Annotated in this window: 20 protein-coding genes; 13 read left to right on the forward strand and 7 right to left on the reverse strand. The window is 71.5% G+C overall.

From position 1 onward, the window contains the following. Positions 1 to 33 precede the first annotated feature (33 nt). Both IO24_RS0122485 and IO24_RS0122490 read right to left on the reverse strand, forming a co-directional pair. Entirely contained in the window at positions 34 to 552 is a 519-nt protein-coding gene (locus IO24_RS0122485; protein WP_031138107.1) for a DUF3515 domain-containing protein, read from the reverse strand. 20 nt (positions 553 to 572) lie between these two features. Continuing rightward, positions 573 to 806, reverse strand: a complete 234-nt coding sequence (locus IO24_RS0122490) for an Lrp/AsnC family transcriptional regulator (RefSeq protein WP_031138109.1) — start codon at positions 804 to 806, stop codon at positions 573 to 575. 206 nt (positions 807 to 1,012) lie between these two features. On the opposite strand from IO24_RS0122490, the gene IO24_RS0122495 reads away from it, so the two are divergent. After that, positions 1,013 to 1,978 carry a thiamine-phosphate kinase gene (locus IO24_RS0122495; protein ID WP_031138111.1) on the forward strand — a complete coding sequence of 322 codons (966 nt, stop codon included), beginning with the start codon at positions 1,013 to 1,015 and terminating at the stop codon, positions 1,976 to 1,978. Then, positions 1,975 to 2,772, forward strand: a complete 798-nt coding sequence (thiD, locus tag IO24_RS0122500; RefSeq protein WP_031138113.1) for a bifunctional hydroxymethylpyrimidine kinase/phosphomethylpyrimidine kinase — start codon at positions 1,975 to 1,977, stop codon at positions 2,770 to 2,772. Before IO24_RS0122495 ends, thiD begins: the two co-directional genes overlap by 4 nt. An 83-nt stretch (positions 2,773 to 2,855) precedes the next feature. On the opposite strand, the gene rpmB is transcribed toward thiD, so the two are convergent. Continuing rightward, entirely contained in the window at positions 2,856 to 3,041 is a 186-nt protein-coding gene (gene rpmB, locus IO24_RS0122505) for a 50S ribosomal protein L28 (RefSeq protein WP_004924906.1), read from the reverse strand. A gap of 269 nt (positions 3,042 to 3,310) precedes the next feature. Here rpmB and IO24_RS0122510 point away from each other — a divergent pair, with 269 nt between their 5' ends. Continuing rightward, positions 3,311 to 5,032, forward strand: coding sequence for a DAK2 domain-containing protein (locus IO24_RS0122510; RefSeq protein ID WP_031138118.1), 1,722 nt, complete (start codon positions 3,311 to 3,313; stop codon positions 5,030 to 5,032). A 9-nt stretch (positions 5,033 to 5,041) separates the two neighbouring features. Here IO24_RS0122510 and IO24_RS0122515 read toward each other — a convergent pair whose 3' ends face one another. Continuing rightward, positions 5,042 to 7,990, reverse strand: a complete 2,949-nt coding sequence (locus tag IO24_RS0122515; RefSeq protein WP_031138120.1) for a hypothetical protein — start codon at positions 7,988 to 7,990, stop codon at positions 5,042 to 5,044. Then, positions 7,987 to 9,825 carry an HSP90 family protein gene (locus tag IO24_RS0122520; protein ID WP_031138122.1) on the reverse strand — a complete coding sequence of 613 codons (1,839 nt, stop codon included), beginning with the start codon at positions 9,823 to 9,825 and terminating at the stop codon, positions 7,987 to 7,989. The genes IO24_RS0122515 and IO24_RS0122520 overlap by 4 nt, the downstream gene beginning before the upstream one ends. A gap of 186 nt (positions 9,826 to 10,011) precedes the next feature. Between IO24_RS0122520 and IO24_RS0122525 the strand changes: the two genes are divergently transcribed. From IO24_RS0122525 to mutM, 8 genes are all read left to right on the forward strand, one after another. Beyond that, entirely contained in the window at positions 10,012 to 13,254 is a 3,243-nt protein-coding gene (locus IO24_RS0122525) for a helicase-related protein (RefSeq protein ID WP_031138124.1), read from the forward strand. Positions 13,255 to 13,334: 80 nt separating this feature from the next. Further along, positions 13,335 to 13,922 (forward strand): 16S rRNA (guanine(966)-N(2))-methyltransferase RsmD, encoded by a 588-nt coding sequence (gene rsmD / locus IO24_RS0122530; RefSeq protein WP_031138126.1) that lies wholly within the window; start codon positions 13,335 to 13,337, stop codon positions 13,920 to 13,922. Positions 13,923 to 13,948: 26 nt separating this feature from the next. After that, positions 13,949 to 14,428: a pantetheine-phosphate adenylyltransferase gene (coaD, locus tag IO24_RS0122535; protein WP_031138128.1), complete on the forward strand. Its 480-nt coding sequence runs from the start codon at positions 13,949 to 13,951 to the stop codon at positions 14,426 to 14,428. A 121-nt stretch (positions 14,429 to 14,549) separates the two neighbouring features. Next, positions 14,550 to 15,635 (forward strand): ATP synthase F0 subunit B, encoded by a 1,086-nt coding sequence (locus IO24_RS0122540; protein ID WP_031138129.1) that lies wholly within the window; start codon positions 14,550 to 14,552, stop codon positions 15,633 to 15,635. A gap of 128 nt (positions 15,636 to 15,763) precedes the next feature. After that, positions 15,764 to 16,408, forward strand: coding sequence for a YceD family protein (locus tag IO24_RS0122545; RefSeq protein WP_031138131.1), 645 nt, complete (start codon positions 15,764 to 15,766; stop codon positions 16,406 to 16,408). 2 nt (positions 16,409 to 16,410) lie between these two features. After that, positions 16,411 to 16,584: a 50S ribosomal protein L32 gene (gene rpmF, locus IO24_RS0122550; protein ID WP_003951102.1), complete on the forward strand. Its 174-nt coding sequence runs from the start codon at positions 16,411 to 16,413 to the stop codon at positions 16,582 to 16,584. Positions 16,585 to 16,591: 7 nt separating this feature from the next. Beyond that, a complete protein-coding gene (rnc, locus tag IO24_RS0122555; RefSeq protein ID WP_420823220.1) occupies positions 16,592 to 17,443 on the forward strand; it encodes a ribonuclease III in 852 nt (283 codons plus the stop codon). Positions 17,444 to 17,552: 109 nt separating this feature from the next. Beyond that, positions 17,553 to 18,413 carry a bifunctional DNA-formamidopyrimidine glycosylase/DNA-(apurinic or apyrimidinic site) lyase gene (gene mutM / locus IO24_RS0122560; protein ID WP_031138138.1) on the forward strand — a complete coding sequence of 287 codons (861 nt, stop codon included), beginning with the start codon at positions 17,553 to 17,555 and terminating at the stop codon, positions 18,411 to 18,413. Here mutM and IO24_RS0122565 read toward each other — a convergent pair. Both IO24_RS0122565 and IO24_RS0122570 read right to left on the reverse strand, forming a co-directional pair. After that, the gene (locus IO24_RS0122565) at positions 18,403 to 18,801 is read right to left on the reverse strand and encodes a winged helix-turn-helix transcriptional regulator (RefSeq protein WP_031138140.1); all 399 of its coding nucleotides are present in this window, start codon (positions 18,799 to 18,801) and stop codon (positions 18,403 to 18,405) included. The genes mutM and IO24_RS0122565 overlap by 11 nt on opposite strands. Before the next feature lie 76 nt (positions 18,802 to 18,877). Then, complete coding sequence (locus IO24_RS0122570; protein WP_031138142.1) at positions 18,878 to 20,017, reverse strand: CAP domain-containing protein; 1,140 nt, start codon at positions 20,015 to 20,017, stop codon at positions 18,878 to 18,880. A gap of 161 nt (positions 20,018 to 20,178) precedes the next feature. On the opposite strand from IO24_RS0122570, the gene IO24_RS0122575 reads away from it, so the two are divergent. Together IO24_RS0122575 and IO24_RS0122580 are read left to right on the forward strand one after the other, a co-directional pair. Further along, a complete protein-coding gene (locus IO24_RS0122575) occupies positions 20,179 to 20,460 on the forward strand; it encodes an acylphosphatase (protein WP_031138144.1) in 282 nt (93 codons plus the stop codon). 378 nt (positions 20,461 to 20,838) lie between these two features. Continuing rightward, positions 20,839 to 21,042, forward strand: a complete 204-nt coding sequence (locus tag IO24_RS0122580) for a hypothetical protein (protein WP_030852030.1) — start codon at positions 20,839 to 20,841, stop codon at positions 21,040 to 21,042. The last annotated feature ends 160 nt before the right edge of the window (positions 21,043 to 21,202 follow it).

The raw sequence follows: 21,202 nt of genomic DNA on the forward strand, positions 1-21,202 counted from the left end.
CCACGTGCGACCGCAGACTCGACAGCACGGCGCTCAGGAGGCGATCCCCTCGGGGATCGCCTTCTTCACGGCCGAGGCCAGATCGATCAGCACACCCGAGCTGTCCACGCCCTTGGGCGCCCGGACCTCGACGTACGCCTCCCGGTTGGCGGTGGTGAACCGGTATCCGCCGCCGTCCTGCTCCTCCATCAGCCAGTCGACGCCGTTCACACCCCCGGCGACCGCGTCCGGGTCCCGCCCGTCCGCCACCTTCGGGTCGATCATCTTGGGCGGCTGCGGCACACCGCAGCGAAGTATGATCGCCGGGCTGCCCCAGCCCGCCGTCAGCGCCGACGCGGGTCCGGGGTCCTCGCGGTTCTCACCGTCCACCTTCGCAGGCAGTACCTTGTCCAGGTTCCGGCACAGTTCCGCGACCTTCGCGTCCGGACTGGGAACCGCCGCCGACGCGCTGTCGTCTGCTGAGGAGCAGCCCGCGACAGTGATCAACAGCGCGACAGCGGGCAGGCGGAACACGCGGAAGACACAACGGTGCCGGTGACGGAAAGAGTTCACCGGCACAGGGTAGACGGGGGCTACAGATGGACGACCGGGCAGGTCAGGGTGCGGGTGATGCCGTCCACCTGCTGGACCTTGGCGACCACCATGCGACCGAGATCGTCGACGGTGTCGGCCTGGGCCCGCACGATGACGTCGTATGGTCCCGTCACGTCCTCGGCCTGGATGACCCCAGGGATCTTGGTGATCGTCTCGGCGACGGTCGACGCCTTGCCGACCTCCGTCTGGATCAGGATGTACGCCTGTACCACGGAACCTCCAGGGCGGCCACGAGGATCATGTGGGGAAAAGGAACGCCACGGTATCGCGTCGCCGCTCGCCGCGGGGAGACCTGCGGGGACCGGGTCTTGCGCGCCGGGGTGCAGGTCCGGCAGAACTTGACGGTCACCTCGACCGTAGCGAGGAGCGAGATGCCTCGCGACCGGGCACGGACAGGGACAGAAGGGGAGAAAGGGCAATGAAGGGCACTGTTGGTGAGCTCGGTGAGTTCGGGCTCATCAGGGAGCTCACCTCCCGTCTGACCACCACCCCGGCGGTCCGGGTGGGCCCCGGCGACGACGCCGCCGTGGTGGCCGCGCCCGACCGCAGGGTCGTGGCGAGCACGGACATCCTCGTGGAGGGCCGGCACTTCCGGCGGGACTGGTCGACGGCCTACGACGTGGGCCGTAAGGCGGCCGCGCAGAACCTCGCCGACATCGCCGCCATGGGCGCCGTACCGACCGCGCTGCTGCTCGGCCTGGTCGTCCCGGCCGAACTGCCGGTGACCTGGCCGAGCGAGCTGATGGACGGCCTGCGCGACGAATGCCAGGTGGCGGGCGCCGCCGTGGTCGGCGGTGATGTCGTACGCGGCGACTCGATCATGGTGTCGATCACCGCGCTCGGCGACCTGCGCAACCAGGAGCCGGTGACGCGCGGGGGCGCCCAGCCGGGCGACCTCGTCGCGGTGACCGGCTGGCTGGGCTGGTCGGCGGCCGGGTACGCGGTGCTGTCCCGGGGGTTCCGCTCGCCGCGGGCGTTCGTGGAGGCGCACCGGCGGCCCGAGCCGCCGTACCACGCGGGTCCCGCCGCCGCCGGGCTCGGGGCGACCGCGATGTGCGACGTGAGCGACGGGCTGATCGCGGACCTCGGGCACATCGCCGAGGCCAGCAAGGTGCGGATCGACGTCCGCTCCGGGGCGATCGACATCCCGTCCCAGATGAACGACATCGGGCAGGCCGTCGGGGTCGACCCCATGCAGTGGGTGCTGACCGGGGGAGAGGACCACGCGATCGTCGCGACCTTCCCGCCGGACGTGAAGCTGCCCGCCCGCTGGAAGGTCATCGGCGAGGTCCTCAATCCCTCGGCGCTGCCCCAGGTGACGGTCGACGGGGCGCCGTGGACCAGCAAGGGCGGCTGGGACCACTTCGGGGACATGGAGTCATGATTCCCAACGTCCTCACGGTGGCGGGCTCCGACTCCGGCGGCGGCGCGGGCATCCAGGCCGACCTCAAGACGATGCTCGCGCTCGGCGTGCACGGCATGAGCGTCGTCACGGCGGTGACCGCGCAGAACTCCCTCGGTGTGCAGGGAGCTTGGGAACTGCCTGTGGAGGCCGTGCGGGCCCAGTACCGCAGCGTCGTCGACGACATCGGCGTCCAGGCGGTCAAGACCGGGATGCTGGCCTCCGCGGAACTGGTGGAGGCGGTCGCTGAGTTGATCAAGGGCACGGACGCCCCGGCGGTCGTCGATCCGGTGGGCGTCTCCAAGCACGGCGACGCCCTGCTCGCCGCCTCCGCGCTGGACTCCGTCCGTACGAAGCTGCTGCCGGTGGCGACGGTCGCCACGCCCAACCTCGACGAGGTGGCCCAGATCACGGGCGTACGGGTCGAGTCGGAGTCGGAGATGCGGGAGGCCGCGGCGGCCGTCCTCGCGTACGGGCCGCGCTGGGTGCTGATCAAGGGCGGACACCTGCCCGGAGACGCCGTCGATCTGCTCACCGACGGCTCCGAGGAGCACTGGTTGCGGGCGCCGCGGCATGACAACCGCCATACCCACGGCACCGGCTGCACGCTCGCCTCCGCGATCGCCGCCCAGCTCGCGAAGGGCAGGCCCGTGCCGGAGGCGGTGGCGGCGGCGAAGCGGTACGTGACGGGTGCCGTCGCGGCCGGGTTCGCGCTCGGTGGGGGAATCGGGCCCGTGGATCACGGCTGGCGCTTCCGGGCAGGGCCTGGGCGCTGATGTTCGGGCACGGCAAAGAGCCGGCCCACCAGAGGTGGACCGGCTCTGCAGCGAACCAGCAGTGGCCGCGCGCTAGCTGAGCGTCAGCGCGAGACCTTGCCGGCCTTGATGCACGAGGTGCAAGCGTTCACGCGCTTCGGCGTCCCGCCCACCACGGTACGCACTCGCTGGATGTTCGGGTTCCAGCGGCGGGGCGTACGGCGGTGCGAGTGCGAGATGTTGTTGCCGAAGCCCGGCCCCTTGCCGCAGACGTCGCAGTTGGCAGCCACGGGTCACTCCAAAGACTTCAGATGCACTTACGGTTGATCCCGGCAGGCCGGAATCAAGATTCTCGGGCTTTGAGGAGCCGGTCGAAATCTGGAGTGGCGTTGCCAGGGGGAAGGCCCGATCAGATCGGGCAACCGGAGCAGCATACAACGGCTGCACCCGTAGAACGAAACTACCATGGCAGCTCAGGGGCCCGGTCCCCTCCCTCTTCCGGTGAACACCGCCCCGGGGTCTACGCTGCGTGCCACGTCCGGCAGCTCAGGGAGGCGTAGTGGCGCAGGTGCCGCAGACATTCTTCGATGCTCTCGCGGTGCGCACCTGGTGCGGTCTCGCGCTCGGGACACTGGGGCGGGCGCGTGAGGAAATCGACGCGATCAACGTCTATCCGGTCGCGGACGGGGACACCGGCACGAATCTCTATCTGACCGTGGAGTCGGCCGTCGCGGCCGTCGAGGCGGTCTTCGCCGGGCACGCGGCCGGGTCCGGCCCGCACGGGCCGACGCTCGCCGACGCCGCGCGGGCGATGGCGCACGGGGCGCTCATCGGCGCCCGCGGGAACTCCGGGACGATCCTCGCCCAGCTGCTGCGCGGCATGGCCCAGGTGCTGGCCGACGCCGACACCGCCCAGGCCGACGGCCGGGGCCTGCGACTCGCCCTGCGGCACGCGGCCGACTCCGCCCGCCGGGCCGTCGCCCACCCCGTCGAGGGCACCGTCCTCACGGTCGCCTCGGCCGCCGCCGACGCCGCGGACGGAGCGGAGGGCGACTGCGGGACCGTGGCCCGGGCGGCCTACGACGGAGCCCGCACGGCCCTCGCCGCGACCCCGGGCCAGCTGCCCGTCCTGGAACGCGCCGGGGTGGTCGACGCCGGCGGACAGGGGCTGGTCGCGGTGCTCGGGGCGCTGGTGGAGACGTTCACGGGGGAGAGGACGCGGGAGAGGGTGGCGGGGAGCGCGTGCACCGGCCCCTCGGGGGGCCTCCACGCGCGCGTGGGCCCCGCAGCCGCCCCCGAGCAGGCCCAGGGCGTCCCGGGCGAGTGTGCCGACGGCGCCGCCGTGCCGGACCAGGACGGGCCGGCCTTCGAGGTGATCTACCTCCTGGAGGCCGAGGACCGGGCCGTCGAGCGGCTGCGGGAGCGGCTCGACGCCCTCGGGGACTCCCTCGTGGTGGTCGGCGGTGACGGGCTGTGGAACGTCCACGTCCATGTCGACGACGCGGGCGCCGCCGTCGAGGCCGGCATCGAGGCCGGGCGGCCCCACCGGATCCGCATCACGCACTTCGGCGCCGACGACGTCCACGCCACCGGTGCCGAGCGGCCGCCCCGGGAACGCGCCCAGCGGGCCGTTGTGGCCGTCGTGCCCGGCGAGGGCCTGGCCGGCCTGTACACCGAGGCCGGCGCGACGACCGTGCTCGCACGCCCCGGGGAGCCGCCCGCGAGCGGCGAGCTCGTCCAGGCCGTACGGCGGGCCCACGCGCGCGAGGTCGTGCTGCTGCCCAACGACGCCGACCTGCGCCACACCGCCGCGGCGGCCGCCGAGCAGGTCCGCACGGAGGGCGTCCGCGTGGCCCTGATCCCGACCCGCTCGGCGGTCCAGGGCATCGCGGCGCTGGCCGTGCACGAGCCGGACCGCCGTTTCGACGAGGACGTCGTCGCCATGACCTCTGCCGCCGGGGCCACCCGCTACGCCGAGGTCACCGTCGCCGAACGCCAGTCGTGGACGATGGCCGGCATCTGCCAGGCCGGCGACGTCCTGGGGCTGATCGACGGGGACGTGGCCGTGATCGGCTCGGACATCGCGGTGACCGCCGAGACCGTTCTGGACCGCATGCTCTCGGCCGGGGGCGAGATGGTCACCCTGGTCCTCGGCGACGACGTCCCCGACACCGTTGCCGAGCATCTGGAGGGCCGGGTCCGCGAGGGGTACCTCGCCGTCGACACGGTCGTGTACCGGGGCGGACGGCAGGGGGCCCTGCTCCTCATCGGCGTGGAGTAGAGCCCGGCCTCAGTCCCGCCCCTCGGTCAGGAGGCGCAGCAGCTGCTCCGCCTCCGCCCGGCGGGCCCGTACCGCCTCGCCCTCACCGTCTGCGTGACCCGTCTCCGGGCCGCCGTGTCCGTCGTACGCCGCCAGCACCGCACGCGCGCGTGCGACCGCGTCGGCGGGGCGGCCCAGGTCGGCCGCCAGCCGGGCCGCGGCGAGTTCGGCACCGGTGCGGCTGTGCAGGGCGCCGTCCCCGAGGGAGGCGAACACCGCTGCGGACCGCACTGCTTGGGCCAGTGCCTCCTCGAACACCTCGCGGACCGCGGCGCCTTCGGGCTCTTCCGCGGCGTAGCGAGCCAGCAGGTCGCCGAACTGCTGGTGAGTGTGGCCGAGTTCGGAGACGAGCTGTTGCCGCGACTCCTCGTCGGACGCTGCCCCCAGGGCCGCCTCGCACTCCCGGACCGCGTCCGCCATCAGGCCGCGTGCCTCTCCCAGCCCGTCCTCCGCGCGGAGCGCCAGCCAGGCGCGGGCGCGCAAGGAGCGGATCAGACCGTGGACGTTGCCGAGTTCGCGCCACAGGTCACCCGCGCGTGCGTAGGCCCGGTCCGCCTCGGCGGCCAGTCCGGCCTGGCCGAGGGACTCTCCGGCCAGGTGGGCGAGGGTCGCGTGGTCGTGCTGCTCGGGCCAGTGCCGGGCGATCTCGGCGGCCTGCAGGCGCCGCTCGGCGGCCGCACGGTGCTCGCCGAGCTCGCTCAGGCAGTCGCCGAGCCACCACTGCGTCTGCACGACCGCTCCGTCGCCGTGGGTCTCGGCGGTCAGGTCGGGCAGCGCCGACTCCAGCACCTCCGCGGCCTCGGCCCACCGCTCCTGCCGCAGCAGGAACCCGCCGAGCTGCTGTCGCGCCCAGGCGCCCAGCGTCGCCGACTCGCCCGCCTCGTCCGCCCAGTGGGCGGCCTCCAGGGCGTGCCGGGCGGCCTCGGCGGCCTCGCCCCGGCCGCCGACGACCTCGGCGAGCTGAAGGTACAGCTGGGCCCGTCCCGGCGCCTCCAGCTGCGGTCCACCGTGCTCCAGGGCCGCCCGCAGCGCCCGTTCCGCCTCCGCCATGTCACCGAGGTGGTGGGCCAGGGAGGCCAGCCGGGCCTCGTACTCCACCGCGAACCAGGGCAGCCCTGCCGCGACGAACGCCGCCGCGCCCCGTGCGAACAGCTCCGCGGCCGTCTCCAGATCCCCGGCCAGCCCCGCCAGCTCCCCGAGCATCGCCTGAGCCTCGGCGACCCGCGCGGCCAGCCGTACGTCCTCCCCGGTCCGGCCCTCGACGAGGGCGAGCAGCTCCCGGACGGCCGCCCCGGCCTCGGCGAGAGCAGCCGCGTCGCCCTCGGCGCCGTGCGCCCGGCGCGTCAGGGTCCGCGCCCGGCTCATCACGACGGACGCCGTCTGCCGTATCCCGGTGCCGTCCGCGGCGTACAGCGCGAGGATCTCGTCGTACGGGCCGGTCACCGCCGCGACGGCGCCGTCAACGTCGCCGGCGAGGGCGCGGACGTACGCCCCACGCGCGCGTGCCGCCAGGGCCTCGCCCGGGTCGCCCGCCTCCGTGTAGAGACCGGCGGCCCGTTCGAAGAGCTCGATGCCCTCGGGGCCGAGGGACATCGCCTCGTGGTCGGCCATCTCGGCGCGGTCGCGCGGATCCAGCTCGGCTCCCTCCGCGGCCTCGGCGGCCACCGCCCACGCCTCCACGGCGCCCGGCAGCAGGGCGTCCGACAGCCGCCGCGCCTCGTCCAGCAGGGCGGGCAGGTCCGGCTGCCCGGAGCTGGAAACCGGCGAGGCCACGCCCGCCGGGGGAGCGGACGGCGGGACCGGCCGCATCGACCGCACGCCCAGCGGAAGCCGCTCCGCGAGCGGTTGCCGCGCCATACGCGCGCGTGCCCGTTCGCCCACATGCGCCGTGCCGTTGCGTTCGTCGAAGCGCGCCGCCAGGGCGAGGGCCTGCTCGCGCGCGTGCGCGGCGAGTTCGCGGGCGGTCCACTCCCGGCCGGCCGGACCCGGCACCTGCCGGTCACCCAGCCCGAGCCCGGTCAGGCGGTCCATGAGCAGGGCCACCACGCTCATAAAGTCCAGCTTGCTCTGCGGATGCCCGTCGTCCGTGAAGTACGCCGGCCGCTCCGCGAGCAGCTCCAGGCCCCGCGCCTCGTTGCCGGTGAGCGCGCAGAACTCCACGTGCTCCGCGTACGCGCCACGCATGCTCTCCATCGCCCGGACGAGCCGCACGCCCCGCAGATGGTTGGACCGGGCCTCTTCCTCTCGCCCCAGCCGCAGCAGTGGCACCAAGGAGGACGCGAGGGCCGTGTGCGGCTCGTGCGCGCAGACGTACTCACCCGCCAGCACCGGCCGCCACAGCTCCAGCGCCTCCGCGTCCCGCCCCTGCTCCGCCTGCCACCAGCCCTGCCCGTGCAGCTCGCAGGCGGGACAGTCGGCCATGGCGTCCCGGTCGGCGGCCAGCCACGCGGCGTACGCCCGCTCGGCCCGCGCCACGTCCCCGACATGCGCGGCCACACTGTGCTCGGCGCTGCGCACGGCCCGCTCGGAGTGCCCGGCGAGCCGGTAGCGGTGCTCCATCTCGCCGAGCCACTTCTCGATCGACGCGAGCGGGATGTGCGGCTGGTCGAGCATGCCGGCCGAGACCCATTTGAAGACCCAGTGCAGCGAGTGGGTCTCGTACGCGTCGAAGTCCTCGGGCCGTTCGTCCCACAGACGCAGCAGGCGGGCGAAGGGAACGAACATCTTCCCCTTCTCCGAGCTGTAGTTGTAGACCTTCAGCTGGTGGCCGAGCGCCTCGATCACGGCGAGCGGAATGTTCAGCTTCTCGGCCGCCGTCAGCAGCTCCTCCGCGCGCGCGTTGCGGGCCGGCCCCTCCGGCTGCCCGGAGTTCTCCGCCATCGCCTCACGCAGGGCGTCGAAGTCCGTGATCTCCCTCATGCCTGACCGTCCTCGCTGTGCGTGGCCCACTCCAGGAGGCCGATGAACGCGCGGTTGAGCAGCGCCGAGTCGGCCGGTCTGAGCGGGCGCTGCGCCATCAGCAGCGCCTGCCCGTACAGCGACTCCGTCGCGGTGCCGATCAGTTCCGGGTCGGGCAGCGAGCCGATCCGCCGGACCAGCGGATTGAGGTGGTTGAGCACCAGACGCGCGCGGGGGGCACCGCCCCGCAGGGAGCCGAGGATTCCCGCCCACAGGTCGTCGGCCTGAGCCTCCGCGTCCGCCCGGGCCTGCTCGTGCCGGGCGTCCCGGTCGTCGAGGTGCAGGGCGGGCACGGAGAGCGGGTGGAAGGCCCGCAGCACGACGTCGCAGCCGAGCGGGTCGAGCCGGGCCCGGGCGGCCGCCAGGAAGCCGGACAGGGCCAGCTCCTCGGCGGGGTCGACCGCGTCCAGATGCGCGGTCACCGTCTCCGCGTCCAGCTCGGCGACCACGGTCCCCGGGCGCACCGACGGCAGCGCCTGAACCAGCTCGCTGTCGTATGTGTAGCCGCCGTTGATCACGCCGATGCCCTGCGCGGACGCGATCGGCGCGACCTGCCGGTACTCCTCGACGGTCCGCGTGAAGTGCACCATGGGGTGCCGCTGCGCGAACTCCTCCAGGGACAGCCGCCCGTCGGTCGTCTCGAACGGCAGCCACGGCAGCATCGTGCGCAGCATCTCCCGGTCGTGCCGGGCCAGCGACTTCACGCCCAGGTGGTGCACCGCCAGGAACGCCGCCAACCGCTCCGGATCACCGGCCGCCAGGCCCGTCAGCCAGGTCCGGATCCGCTCGCCCAGCGCCTCCCGCACGCCGGCCAGCGTCTCGTCCTCGTACAGCGACTCGCGCGACGCCGTGGGGCGCAGGCTGTCCGTGTCGAGCACGCAGCGCACGAAGAACGCCCAGTCGGGCAGCAGTTGTTCGGCCCGCTCGGTCAGCAGCATGCCCTTCAGGTGCACCCGGTGACCCGCGCGCTGGGCCGGGCTCACCGCCGACGGCAGCACGTACGCGACCCCGCGGATGCCGGCCAGCGGCACGGACAGGTCGATGGTGTCCAGCGGGGTGAAGCCGAACAGGTCGTGGCAGTGCCGGGCGAGGGCGACACGGCGGGCCGCCGGGCCCGGATAGGGACGGTCCCAGGGCGCCGGAAGGTCGGTGACCGCCTCGTCGCCGACCCGGACGTCGTAGGGCAGCAGCGACCCGAAGTCCTGGGCCAGCGCCTCGACCCGCTCGGGCGAGAGCCACTCCGCGGCCCCCGCCCGGGCCACCAGGTGCACGGTGGTGCCCGGTTCGGGCCGCTCGGCGTCCGGCAGCTTTCGCACGGTGTACGAACCGTCGTCGGACGCCGTCCACTCCACCGGCGGCGCCCCGGGCGTACGTGCACTGCGGCTGACCACCCGGATCCGCTCGGCGACGACGAAGCAGGCCAGCAGCCCGATGCCGAACTGCCCGAGGAAGTCGGACCGGGCCTCTTCGAGCCCCTCGGCGCGCTTCGAACTGCGCCCGATGGTGGCCAGCAGGCTGTGCACGTCCGCCTCGGTGAGCCCCACGCCGGTGTCCTCGACCCGCAGGACACCGCCCTCCGCATGGATCCGTATCCGGGCAGGGGCGCCGGGCTCGTCCGCACGTCTGGCCGTGATGGCGTCCACGGCGTTCTGCAGCAGCTCGCGCAGATACACCTTGGGACTGGAGTAGAGGTGGTGGGAGAGCAGGTCCACCAGACCACGCAGGTCGACCTGGAACGTATGAGGTGACTGGGGCGAAGGGGAGGGCTGGGATGGCTGTGAGGTCTGGGAGTCCATCTTCACGGCGCCGGTGGGGACTCGCGACGGCGCGGGGTCGGGCGGTCCCGGTGGGGCGGTGACCGCGAAGGAGGGCCGGGAGCGCGTCATCCTAGGCCCCGAACCAGCCGCCTGACCAGGGGTTTCCGGGATCTTTACGGCGGCCCGGACGCGGCCTGGGAGCCATTGTCAGTGGCGTGGTGTGCAATGGATCTCGTGCCCGCACTGGAAGAACCCCTGCGACAACCGCTGAAGTCGGTGCTCGGCCCCGCCACCGCGAAGGTGATGGCCGAGCATCTCGGCCTGCTCACCGTCGGTGACCTCCTCCACCACTACCCGCGCAGATACGAGGAGCGCGGCCAGCTCACCCACCTCGCCGACCTCCCCATGGACGAGCACGTCACGGTGGTCGCCCAGGTCGCGGACGCCCGCCTGCACACGTTCGCCTCCGCCAAGGCGCCGCGCGGCAAGAGCCAGCGCCTGGAGGTCACGATCACGGACGGCAGCGGCCGGCTCCAACTGGTCTTCTTCGGCGCAGGCGTCCACAAGCCCCACAAGGAACTTCTGCCGGGCACGCGTGCGATGTTCGCGGGCAAGGTCTCCGTCTTCAACCGCCGCCTTCAACTCGCGCATCCGGCTTACGAGTTGCTGCGCGGCGACCCGGAGGAGTCCGTCGAGACCTGGGCGGGCGCCCTGATTCCGATCTATCCCGCCACCGCCAAGCTGGAGTCCTGGAAGATCGGCAAGGCGATCCAGACGGTCCTGCCCACGGCCCAGGAGGCCGTCGACCCGCTCCCGGACGGCCTGCGCCTGGGCCGCGGCCTGGTCCCGCTTCCCGAAGCCCTCCTCAAGATCCACCGCCCGCACACCAAGGCGGACATCGAGGACGCCCGCTCCCGCCTCAAGTGGGACGAGGCCTTCGTCCTCCAGGTAGCCCTGGCCCGCCGTCGCCACGCCGACGCCCAACTCCCCGCCGTCCCCCGCAAACCCGCTTCCGACGGGCTTCTCACCGCCTTCGACGCCCGCCTCCCCTTCACGCTCACCGACGGCCAGCAGCGCGTCTCCCGGGAGATCTTCGACGACCTGGCCACGGACCATCCGATGCACCGGCTGTTGCAGGGGGAGGTGGGTTCGGGCAAGGCCCAGCCCCTCGACGCGCAGGTGCTCACACCCATGGGCTTCCGTCGCATGGGAGATCTGCGGGTGGGTGACGAGGTGGTGGTGCCGGACGGAGGCATCGGGCTGATCGATGGTGTCTTCCCGCAGGGTGAGCGCGATGTGTGGCGCTTGGTTTTGTCCGACGGGAGTTCCGTCGAGTGCGACGACGAGCATCTCTGGATCGTCGGCACGAGCTGTGGTCGGCACCGTGGCCAGGCTCCCAAGGTCATGACGACCCGGGAGATCCGTCTCGACACGTTCAAGGCCAACGGGTCCTCGAAGTGGTACATCCCGCCTGCGCAGCCGGTCGACCTCGGCGGCGACGCCGGGCTGCCCCTCGACCCTTACCTGATCGGGCTGCTGCTGGGAGATGGTTCATTCCAGCACAACCTCCGTCTTTCTGCCATCGACGGCGAGATCCGTGAGGCGGTGGCGGCGGCGGTGGCGCCTGATTGCTCGCTGGTACCGGTGAAGGGGTCCCACTGTGACTACACGATCCAGCTCGAGCAACGTGCCGGAGGCGTGCGGAACCCGGTCATCCAGGTCCTGCGTGAGTTGGGCCTCTGGGGAAGGACGTCCCACGACAAGTTCGTCCCTCCGGCTTTCAAGAATGCTTCGATCAAGGACCGTCTCGCCGTCCTGCAGGGGCTTCTGGACACGGACGGCACCGTCCAGGCCGACGGCCTGAGCATCTCCCTCTGCTCGGCTTCACGCCGGCTCGCGGAGGACGTCGCATGGCTCGTGCGCTCTTTGGGCGGCCGGGCACGCGTGCTGCCGAAGAAGGCCGCGTACAACGTGCAGGTGTCCCTGCCGGACGCGTACGCCCCGTTCCGGCTCACCCGCAAAGCAGAACGTGTGCGCCCGAGGCCGAAGTACCACACGTTCCGGCGCGGCATCCGGGCGGTCGAGTACGTGGGGCGGAAGCCCGTCCAGTGCATCAGCGTCGCCCACCCCAGCCATGCCTACGTCACCGACAACTTCACTGTCACCCACAACACCATGGTCGCCCTGCGCGCCATGCTCGCCGTGGTCGACGCGGGCGGGCAGGCCGCCATGCTCGCGCCCACCGAAGTGCTCGCGCAGCAGCACCACCGCTCCATCGTCGAGATGATGGGCGAGCTGGCCGAGGGCGGCATGCTGGGCGGGGCCGAACAGGGCACCAAGGTGGTCCTGCTCACCGGTTCCATGGGGGCGGCGGCCCGGCGGCACGCCCTGCTCGACCTCACCACCGGCGAGGCCGGCATCGTCATCGGCACACACGCGCTGATCGAGGACAAGGTGCAGTTCCACGACCTGGGCCTGGTCGTGGTCGACGAACAGCACCGCTTCGGAGTCGAGCAGCGCGACGCCCTGCGCGGCAAGGGCAAACAGCCCCCGCACCTGCTGGTCATGACGGCCACACCCATCCCGCGCACGGTCGCTATGACGGTCTTCGGCGACCTGGAGACGTCCGTCCTGGACCAGCTCCCGGCGGGCCGTTCGCCGATCGCCAGTCATGTGGTCCCGGCCGCGGACAAGCCCCACTTCCTGTCCCGCGCGTGGGAAAGGGTCCGCGAGGAGGTGGAGAACGGCCACCAGGCGTACGTGGTCTGCCCCCGTATCGGCGACGAGGAGGACGACCCCAAGAAGGGCGGGAAGAAGAAGCCGCCGCAGTCCCCGGAGGACGCCGCGGAGAAACGCCCGCCCCTCGCCGTGCTCGACGTCGCCGAGCACCTGTCCAAGGGCCCCCTCCAGGGCCTCCGGATCGAAGTCCTGCACGGCAGGATGCACCCCGACGACAAGGACGCCGTGATGCGCCGCTTCGCCGCCGGCGAGACGCATGTCCTGGTCGCCACGACGGTCATCGAGGTCGGCGTCAACGTCCCGAACGCGACCGCCATGGTGATCATGGACGCGGACCGCTTCGGCGTCTCCCAGCTCCACCAGCTGCGCGGCCGGGTGGGGCGTGGTTCGGCCCCCGGCCTCTGTCTCCTGGTCACCGAGATGCCCGAGGCGAGCCCGGCCCGCCAGCGCCTGGGCGCGGTCGCCTCCACGCTCGACGGGTTCGAACTCTCCCGCATCGACCTGGAACAACGCCGCGAGGGCGACGTCCTGGGCCAGGCCCAGTCGGGTGCCCGGACCTCGTTGCGGATGCTCGCGGTCATCGAGGACGAGGAGATCATCGCGGAGGCCAGACAGGAGGCGACGGCGGTCGTGGCCGGCGACCCGGAGCTGACCAGCCTCCCTGCTCTTCGGACTGCATTGGACGCCCTCTTGGACGAGGAAAGGGAGCAGTACTTGGAGAAGGGATGACGGTTGCTGCCCTCAGGGGCGCGGGGAACTGCGCGACCAGCCACAATGAACCTGAGCCCGCCCACGACCAAGGACCGAAGATGACCCGCGTGATCGCCGGCACGGCCGGCGGACGTCGCCTGGCCGTACCCCCAGGCACCGGCACCCGCCCCACTTCCGACCGCGCACGCGAAGGTCTTTTCTCCACCTGGCAATCCCTCCTCGGCGGTCCCCTGGACGGCGAACGCGTCCTCGACCTCTATGCGGGATCAGGAGCCGTAGGCCTGGAGGCACTCTCCCGCGGCGCCGGCCACACCCTCCTGGTAGAGGCCGACGCCAAAGCCGTCCGCACGGTCCGCGAGAACGTGAAGAGCCTCGGCCTGCCCGGCGCCGAGGTCAGGTCCGGCAAAGCGGAACAGATCATCCGCACACCACCCCCCGGCGAGCCGTACGACCTCGTCTTCCTCGACCCCCCGTACGCCGTCACGGACGACGATCTTCGGGAGATCCTCCTCACACTCCGCACAGAGGGCTGGCTCGCGGAGGAAGCCCTCGTCACCGTGGAGCGCAGCACCAGAGGCGGTGAATTCCGGTGGCCCGAGGGTTTCGAACCCCTCCGGGCCCGTCGCTACGGCGAGGGAACGTTTTGGTACGGTCGCGCCGCCTCTACGTGCGATGACGCACGATGACCGGACCGGAGAGCGAGGGATCACAAGTGCGCCGCGCCGTCTGTCCCGGGTCGTTCGACCCGATCACCAACGGACACCTCGACATCATCTCCCGCGCCTCCAGGCTGTACGACGAGGTCTACGTCGCGGTGATGATCAACCAGGCCAAGAAGGGCCTGTTCGAGATCGATGAGCGGATCGATCTGATCCGCCGGGTCACCGCCGAGTACGGCAACGTGCGCGTGGAGGCCTTCCACGGCCTGCTCGTGGACTTCTGCAAGCAGCGCGAGATCCCCGCCATCGTCAAGGGCCTCCGGGCGGTCAGCGACTTCGACTACGAGTTGCAGATGGCCCAGATGAACAACGGCCTCTCGGGCGTGGAGACCCTTTTCATCCCCACCAACCCCACCTACAGCTTCCTGTCGTCCTCCCTGGTCAAGGAGGTCGCGACCTGGGGCGGCGACGTCTCCCACCTGGTGCCCGCGGAGGTCCTGGGGGTCCTCACCGAGCGCCTGAGGAAGGACTGAACCGACCCCGGGCGTCCCCCCGGGGCCTGACTGCCCGTCACTCGGTGTTCCGGCGCCACCCCATGGCCGTACAGTCGTCCCGTCCGTCTCCAACGCATCTGTAGAGAGTGGCGAGCACACGGTGGACGTGCAGAAGAAGCTCGACGAGATCGTCTCCGCGGTCTCCGGCGCCCGGTCCATGCCCATGTCGGCCTCGTGCGTGGTCAACCGCGCCGACCTGCTCGCGATGCTGGAAGAGGTGCGCGCGGCGCTGCCCGACTCCCTCGCCCAGGCCCAGGAGCTGATCGGCGGCCGTGAGCAGATGGTCGAGCAGGCCCGCCAGGAGGCCCAGCGGATCATCGAGAGCGCGCACGCCGAGCGTGGTTCGCTGATCTCCGGCACCGAGGTCGCCCGCCGCTCCCAGGCCGAGGCCGACCGGATCCTCGCCGAGGCCCGCCAGGAGGCCGAGGAGATCCGCGCCGAGGCCGACGAGTACGTCGACTCCAAGCTCGCCAACTTCGAGGTCGTCCTCACCAAGACCCTGGGCTCCGTCGGCCGCGGCCGCGAGAAGCTCCTGGGCACCGGCCCCGGCACCGACGAGCAGGGCTACGAGGACGAGGACGCCCCCGAGCGCAGCCACGACCCTCAGACCCAGCGCCGCAGCGCCGACGAGTACGTCGACGTCAAGCTCGGCGCCTTCGAGGCGGTCCTCGCCAAGACCCTGGACGCCGTCGGCCGCGGCCGGCAGAAACTGCACGGCCGGATCGCCACCGACGACCTCGGCGCCCTCGCCGACGACGCGAGCACCGTCCAGCACTCCAGCGACGCCGACTACCTCGCCGACCTGGCCGCCCCGGCCGAGCAGAAGCCCCCGGCCCAACAGCCCGCCGAACAGTCGGACTACGCACAGCCACAGCCGGCCTACGCGTACCAGCACCAGCCCGACCCCTACGCCGGCTACCCGCAGCAGGCCTACGACCCCCAGCAGGACCCGTACGGCTACCAGCAGGCCGATCCCTACGCCTACCAGGGCTACGACCCCCAGCAGGTCGCCTACGACCCGAACCAGGCCCAGCAGCAGCCGCAGCAGGATTCACAGGCGCAACAGGCGCAACAGGCGCAACAGGGCCACCAGGGGTACGCCCTCGACGAGACCAGTCTCTTCGACACCGGCATGATCAGCGCCGAGCAGTTGCGGGCCTACGAGCAGGGTCGCGGCCAGGGCTGAGGACCGGATTGGGCCGACAGCGAAAGGTCCAGTATCCTGGCTCTTCGGTCGCGCGTACGTCCGTGATCAACGCTGCCCGGGAACACCGAAGGGCGGCGTCCCCCGAGCTCAGCAGATCGAAAGCAGGAATGGTTCTGAACGCCCGCCTCGACCACCGCAACCCCCTCGTGTTCGACACGCACGAGCTGGGTCGGCGGCCTGGTGCGCTGCAGCGCCTGACCCGCACGGTCGACGCTCCCAAGGACCTGGGTCTCAAGGGAGTCATCGGAGTGCCGGAAGGTGCCCCGGTGGAGCTCGAACTCCGCCTGGAGTCGGTCATGGAAGGGGTGCTCGTCACGGGCACCGCCCGTGCCACGGCCGAGGGGGAGTGCGTAAGGTGTCTGGAGCCGCTCGAGCAGCAGCTCGAAGCGGAGTTCCAGGAGATGTTCTCGTACCCTGACGCCGACGACCGGGGCCGCGTGATCGCGGAACCGGGCGACGACGCCGAGGACGACGAGGACAGGCTCTTCCTCGAGGACGGCTTGTTCGACCTCGAGCCCGTGCTGCGTGATGCGGTGGTGCTCGCACTGCCGATGCAGCCGGTGTGCCGGGAAGACTGCCCCGGTCTGTGCGCCGAGTGTGGCGCGCGGCTGGCGGACGACCCGGACCACCACCACGACGCCGTCGACATCCGTTGGGCGGCATTGCAGGGACTCGCCGGCACCATGAAGGACGGCGAGAAGGACGAGATGAGCGGCGCCGAAGCGGGCGTCGACGAGAAGCAGGAGAAGTAGCCGTGGCTGTTCCGAAGCGGAAGATGTCGCGCAGCAACACGCGCCACCGCCGGTCGCAGTGGAAGGCTGCGGTCCCCACCCTGGTTGCGTGCGAGCGCTGCCACGAGCCCAAGCAGCAGCACATCGCGTGCCCGTCGTGCGGCACCTACAACAAGCGCCAGGTCCTCGAGGTCTGAGCGGCTGGTGAGAGGCACTGTGTCCACGCCTAAGAACAAGTCTTCCCGTGTGAGCGGGAGTGCTCCGGCGGACAACAACCAGGCCTCGTCCCACACGCTTCTGGAAGGGCGGCTCGGCTACAAGCTCGAGTCCGCCCTTCTGGTACGCGCACTGACCCACCGGTCGTACGCATACGAGAACGGCGGTCTGCCGACCAACGAGCGCCTGGAGTTCCTCGGGGACTCCGTCCTCGGCCTCGTGGTCACGGACACGCTGTACCGCACCCACCCCGACCTTCCAGAAGGCCAGCTGGCCAAGCTGCGGGCCGCGGTGGTGAACTCGCGTGCGCTCGCCGAGGTGGGCCGCGGGCTCGACCTGGGCTCCTTCATCCGGCTGGGCCGCGGTGAAGAGGGCACGGGCGGGCGGGACAAGGCGTCCATCCTTGCCGACACCCTGGAAGCGGTGATCGGCGCGGTCTATCTCGACCAGGGCCTGGACTCGGCGGCGGAGCTGGTGCACCGCCTGTTCGACCCGCTGATCGAGAAGTCCTCGAACCTCGGAGCCGGCCTGGACTGGAAGACCAGTCTCCAGGAGCTCACCGCGACCGAGGGGCTCGGCGTTCCCGAGTACCTGGTCACGGAGACCGGCCCCGACCACGAGAAGACCTTCACTGCTGCCGCCCGCGTCGGAGGCGTCTCGTACGGCACCGGCACCGGCCGCAGCAAGAAGGAGGCGGAGCAGCAGGCCGCCGAGTCCGCATGGCGGTCCATCCGGGCCGCGGCGGACGAGCGCGCCAAGGCGGCGAAAGACGCCGAGGCGACGCAGACGGCAGCGGCTCAAGCCGCCCACACGGCCGTCGACGGCAGCGTCGACGGCTGACAGCCGCCCGCCCTCACCCGGCGGCCGGCACAGCACAGCGCACCTGAGCGCCCGCCCCTGCCGGGGGCGGGCGCTCAGGTCATCCGCACGTTTGTGACGGGGGACCCCCATGCCCGAGTTGCCCGAGGTCGAGGTCGTACGGCGCGGACTGGAGCGGTGGGTCGCCCACCGGACCGTCGCCGAGGCCGAGGTGCTGCACCCGCGTGCCGTGCGCCGCCACCTCGCGGGCGCCGACGACTTCGCGCACCGTCTGAAGGGCCACCGCATCGGCGTCCCCAGCCGTCGCGGCAAGTACCTGTGGCTGCCCCTGGAGGACACGGACCAGTCGATCCTGGCCCATCTCGGCATGAGCGGCCAGCTCCTGGTCCAGCCGCACACGGCCCCGGACGAGAAGCACCTGCGCGTCCGCGTCCGCTTCACCGACGCCCTGGACACCGAACTCCGCTTCGTCGACCAGCGCACCTTCGGCGGCCTGTCGCTGCACGAGAACACCCCCGACGGCCTGCCCGACGTCATCGCGCACATCGCCCGCGACCCGCTCGACGAGCTCTTCGACGACGAGGCCTTCCACCAGGCGCTGCGCCGCAAGCGGTCCACGATCAAGCGGGCCCTGCTCGACCAGTCGCTGATCAGCGGCGTCGGCAACATCTACGCGGACGAGGCCCTGTGGCGCGCCCGCATCCACTACGAGCGGCCCACCGCGACCTTCACGCGCCCGCGCACCCTGATGCTGCTGGGGCATGTGCGGGACGTGATGAACGCGGCCCTCGCGGTCGGCGGCACCAGCTTCGACAGCCTGTACGTCAACGTCAACGGTGAGTCGGGCTACTTCGACCGGTCGCTCGACGCGTACGGCCGTGAGGGCCTGCCCTGCCGGCGCTGCGGTACGCCCATGCGGCGGCGGCCCTGGATGAACCGGTCGAGCTACTACTGCCCCAAGTGCCAGCGGCCGCCGCGGATCACGCCCTAGCGGAGTCGTACCGCTCGCGGGCGGCCAGGACCTCGTCCATGCTGCCCTCCACGAAGTGGATCAGGGCGAGCAGCCGCTCGGCCACGTCGCGTCCCAGCGGCGTCAGTTCGTAGTCCACCCTCGGCGGGTTGGTCGGCTGGGCCTCGCGGTGGACCAGGCCGTCGCGCTCCAGGGCGTGCAGCGTCTGGGACAGCATCTTCTCGCTCACCCCGTCGACACGGCGGCGCAGCTCGTTGAAGCGCAGCGAGCCCTCGTACAGGGCGCCGAGCGCGAGGCCGCCCCAGCGGCCCGTGACGTGCTCCAGCGTGCCGCGCGACGGACAGGCCTTGGCGAACACGTTGTACGGGAGGTCGTCGAGCCCCTCCGCGAGCTCCTGGGTGGTGGTCATACGCCCAGCCTACGCCAGCGCAGCGCTAACCGACAGGTTGCACTAACTGGAAGTTAGTGCAACCTGTCGGTCATCTTCAGTAGCCGAAGTTCTGGGTCCACCAGGGGCCGCCGGAGCCGAACTCGACGCCGACGCCCAGCGTCTTGAAGTCGCAGTTCAGTATGTTGGCGCGGTGGCCGGGGCTGTTCATCCAGGCGTCCATCACGGCGGCGGCGTCGGCCTGGCCGCGGGCGATGTTCTCGCCGCCGAGGTTGGATATCCCGGCCTTCTCGGCCCGGTCCCAGGGAGTGCGGCCGTCCGGGTCGGTGTGGTCGAAGAAGCCCCGCGCGGCCATGTCCTCGCTGTAGCTCTGGGCCAGGTCGGTCAGGGCGCTGTTGGCGGCGACCGGGCTGCAGCCCACCTTGGCCCGCTCCTCGTTCACGAGGCTGAGCACCTGCGCCGCGGCGGCGGACTCCCCGGACAGGGCGGCGGAGGCGCCGGGCGCCTTCGGCGCCTTCGTGGCGGTACGGGAGGGTGTGCTCTCCGGCTTCTGGCTTGGGGTGGCCGCCGGCTTCTTCTTCTCCGGAGTCTTCTCCTGCGTCTTCTCCGGCTTCTCCGACTTTTCCGGCGTCTTCGTCGGGGCGGACGACGACTTCGAGGCGGACGGCGACGGAGAGCCGGAACGCTCGGCGTCCCGGCTGGTGGACGTCTCGTCCCGGCTGTCGGCGCTGCCGGAGGTGCCGCCCTGCTCGACCGGGGTGTTCGTCGGCGTGTCCCCGGCCTGGACCTTGTCGGCCCCGCCGTTGCCGCCGAGCTGGTAGTTCTCGAGGCCGGGCACGGCGCCGGTGGCGACCGCGACCGTGCCGAGGGCGACGGCGGCGGAGACGCCGAGCAGCCCGGTGCGCATCGGCCGCGCGGCCTTCTTGCGGCGGCGGTGCGAACCCGCGCGCCGGGCGCCGCCGTCGGGCGTGAAGCCGTCGCTCGCGAAGACGGCCGTGTCGCCGTAGCGGTCACCCGCGGCGGCGGACCCCTCCGCCCCGAACAGGTAGGCCTCGCTCTTCCCGTAGCTCCCGGCGTACGCCTCCGGGTTCAGATAGGGCGCGATGCCCATCGTCGGGGCGTCGTCCGCGGCGGAGTACAGCGGATCCTGGCCCTCCGCGAAGCCGTCGGCGTGCGTGATTCCCGTGGCGCGGCCCGTGGCGGCGCGGCCGGCGTCGGAGCGTCGGTGGCGTCCCATGTCCTGGCCTTCCTCGTCCTGGCGGTCGACTCGTCCTCGAGATCAACACCAAACTCACTCGATCGTGTGAGTTTCATATGAGATTCGTTGAGGGGGGACGGTACCGCATGGCGCAAGTGGAGGAAGTGCCCGGAGGGAGATCGGGCGGTTAGGTTGCAGTCATGAGCGAGGATGTGCGACTGGTCGCCTGGGTGCGTGGACGCGTCCAAGGTGTGGGTTTCCGCTGGTTCACGCGGGCCAAGGCGCTGGAGATCGGCGGCCTGAGTGGCTTTGCTCTCAATTTGGGCGACGGTCGGGTCCAAGTGGTCGCCGAGGGCGGGCGTGAGGGTTGCGAGGGGTTGCTGGAGTGGCTCCAGAGTGACGACACGCCCGGCCGCGTGGACGGCGTCACCGAGATCTGGGACACACCTCGCGGCGGCTACGACGGCTTCGCCATCCGCTGACCACACCCGCCGGGCGGCTCCCGAGGCCGCCCGCGGACGGCTCGCAGCCGACCGCCCAGGACGGAAACTCGCTGGTGATTGCCGGAACCGCTTGCCTTGGCACGCTTCACACGCAAGGATGATCGCCACGCCCCGAGGGCCCCGCAGAAGCCGCAGTACGGCCGTTCCAGGCCGCGCGCGCCCGGGTCGCTCCCCGATACGGGGCGTGATCGTGTTGACCGTCAAACTTTTTGGTGAGACGCTGAAAGCCCCGCGCACCTTAGCTGTTTGGCATGGCTGAACGGCAGTACAACTCCAGGCCCTGCCAATACCGCGGGTGCGAATCCCTCACGACCCACACCGCAGCGGTCGGTCACGCATTGTGGAGGACCATCCATCATGGCAAAGGCGCTTCTCGGTTACGTCGGCGGCTCCGACCCTCGACTCCTCGCCGAGATGCGACGGCTCCAGCAGCGCGTCCAGGACCTGGAATCCGAGCTCGGACGAATCCAGGCGGAGAACGAAGCGCTGACGGCTGCCGCTTCTCACGACAGGATCATGGAGAGCGTTGACGCACACCAGGCGGAGCCTGCGCTCACCTGATCACTGCACCGCTCCACAACAGCACAGCAGTGGTTGGGCCGCCCGTCACAACCGCCAAGTTGTCAGAAGTGCAAGGGACGCCCCGTCGGCGTCCCTTCTTTCTTGCCCCCGCATCCTTTCACCGTCTTTAACGTCTGATGTGCCCTGCGCGTTCAGCGGC

It is taken from the genome of Streptomyces flavovariabilis, assembly GCF_000725785.1.
Taxonomy (GTDB): Bacteria; Actinomycetota; Actinomycetes; order Streptomycetales; family Streptomycetaceae; genus Streptomyces; species Streptomyces hawaiiensis.

Bases quoted from the DNA above. Each gene is read 5' to 3' on its own strand.
- IO24_RS0122495 (WP_031138111.1), top strand. From the start codon at position 1,013: ATGAAGGGCACTGTTGGTGAGCTCGGTGAGTTCGGGCTCATCAGGGAG.
- thiD (WP_031138113.1), top strand. From the start codon at position 1,975: ATGATTCCCAACGTCCTCACGGTGGCGGGCTCCGACTCCGGCGGCGGC.
- IO24_RS0122515 (WP_031138120.1), bottom strand. From the start codon at position 7,990: ATGAGGGAGATCACGGACTTCGACGCCCTGCGTGAGGCGATGGCGGAG.
- IO24_RS0122520 (WP_031138122.1), bottom strand. From the start codon at position 9,825: ATGGACTCCCAGACCTCACAGCCATCCCAGCCCTCCCCTTCGCCCCAG.
- IO24_RS0122525 (WP_031138124.1), top strand. From the start codon at position 10,012: ATGGATCTCGTGCCCGCACTGGAAGAACCCCTGCGACAACCGCTGAAG.
- rsmD (WP_031138126.1), top strand. From the start codon at position 13,335: ATGACCCGCGTGATCGCCGGCACGGCCGGCGGACGTCGCCTGGCCGTA.
- IO24_RS0122545 (WP_031138131.1), top strand. From the start codon at position 15,764: ATGGTTCTGAACGCCCGCCTCGACCACCGCAACCCCCTCGTGTTCGAC.
- mutM (WP_031138138.1), top strand. From the start codon at position 17,553: ATGCCCGAGTTGCCCGAGGTCGAGGTCGTACGGCGCGGACTGGAGCGG.
- IO24_RS0122565 (WP_031138140.1), bottom strand. From the start codon at position 18,801: ATGACCACCACCCAGGAGCTCGCGGAGGGGCTCGACGACCTCCCGTAC.
- IO24_RS0122570 (WP_031138142.1), bottom strand. From the start codon at position 20,017: ATGGGACGCCACCGACGCTCCGACGCCGGCCGCGCCGCCACGGGCCGC.
- IO24_RS0122575 (WP_031138144.1), top strand. From the start codon at position 20,179: ATGAGCGAGGATGTGCGACTGGTCGCCTGGGTGCGTGGACGCGTCCAA.
- IO24_RS0122580 (WP_030852030.1), top strand. From the start codon at position 20,839: ATGGCAAAGGCGCTTCTCGGTTACGTCGGCGGCTCCGACCCTCGACTC.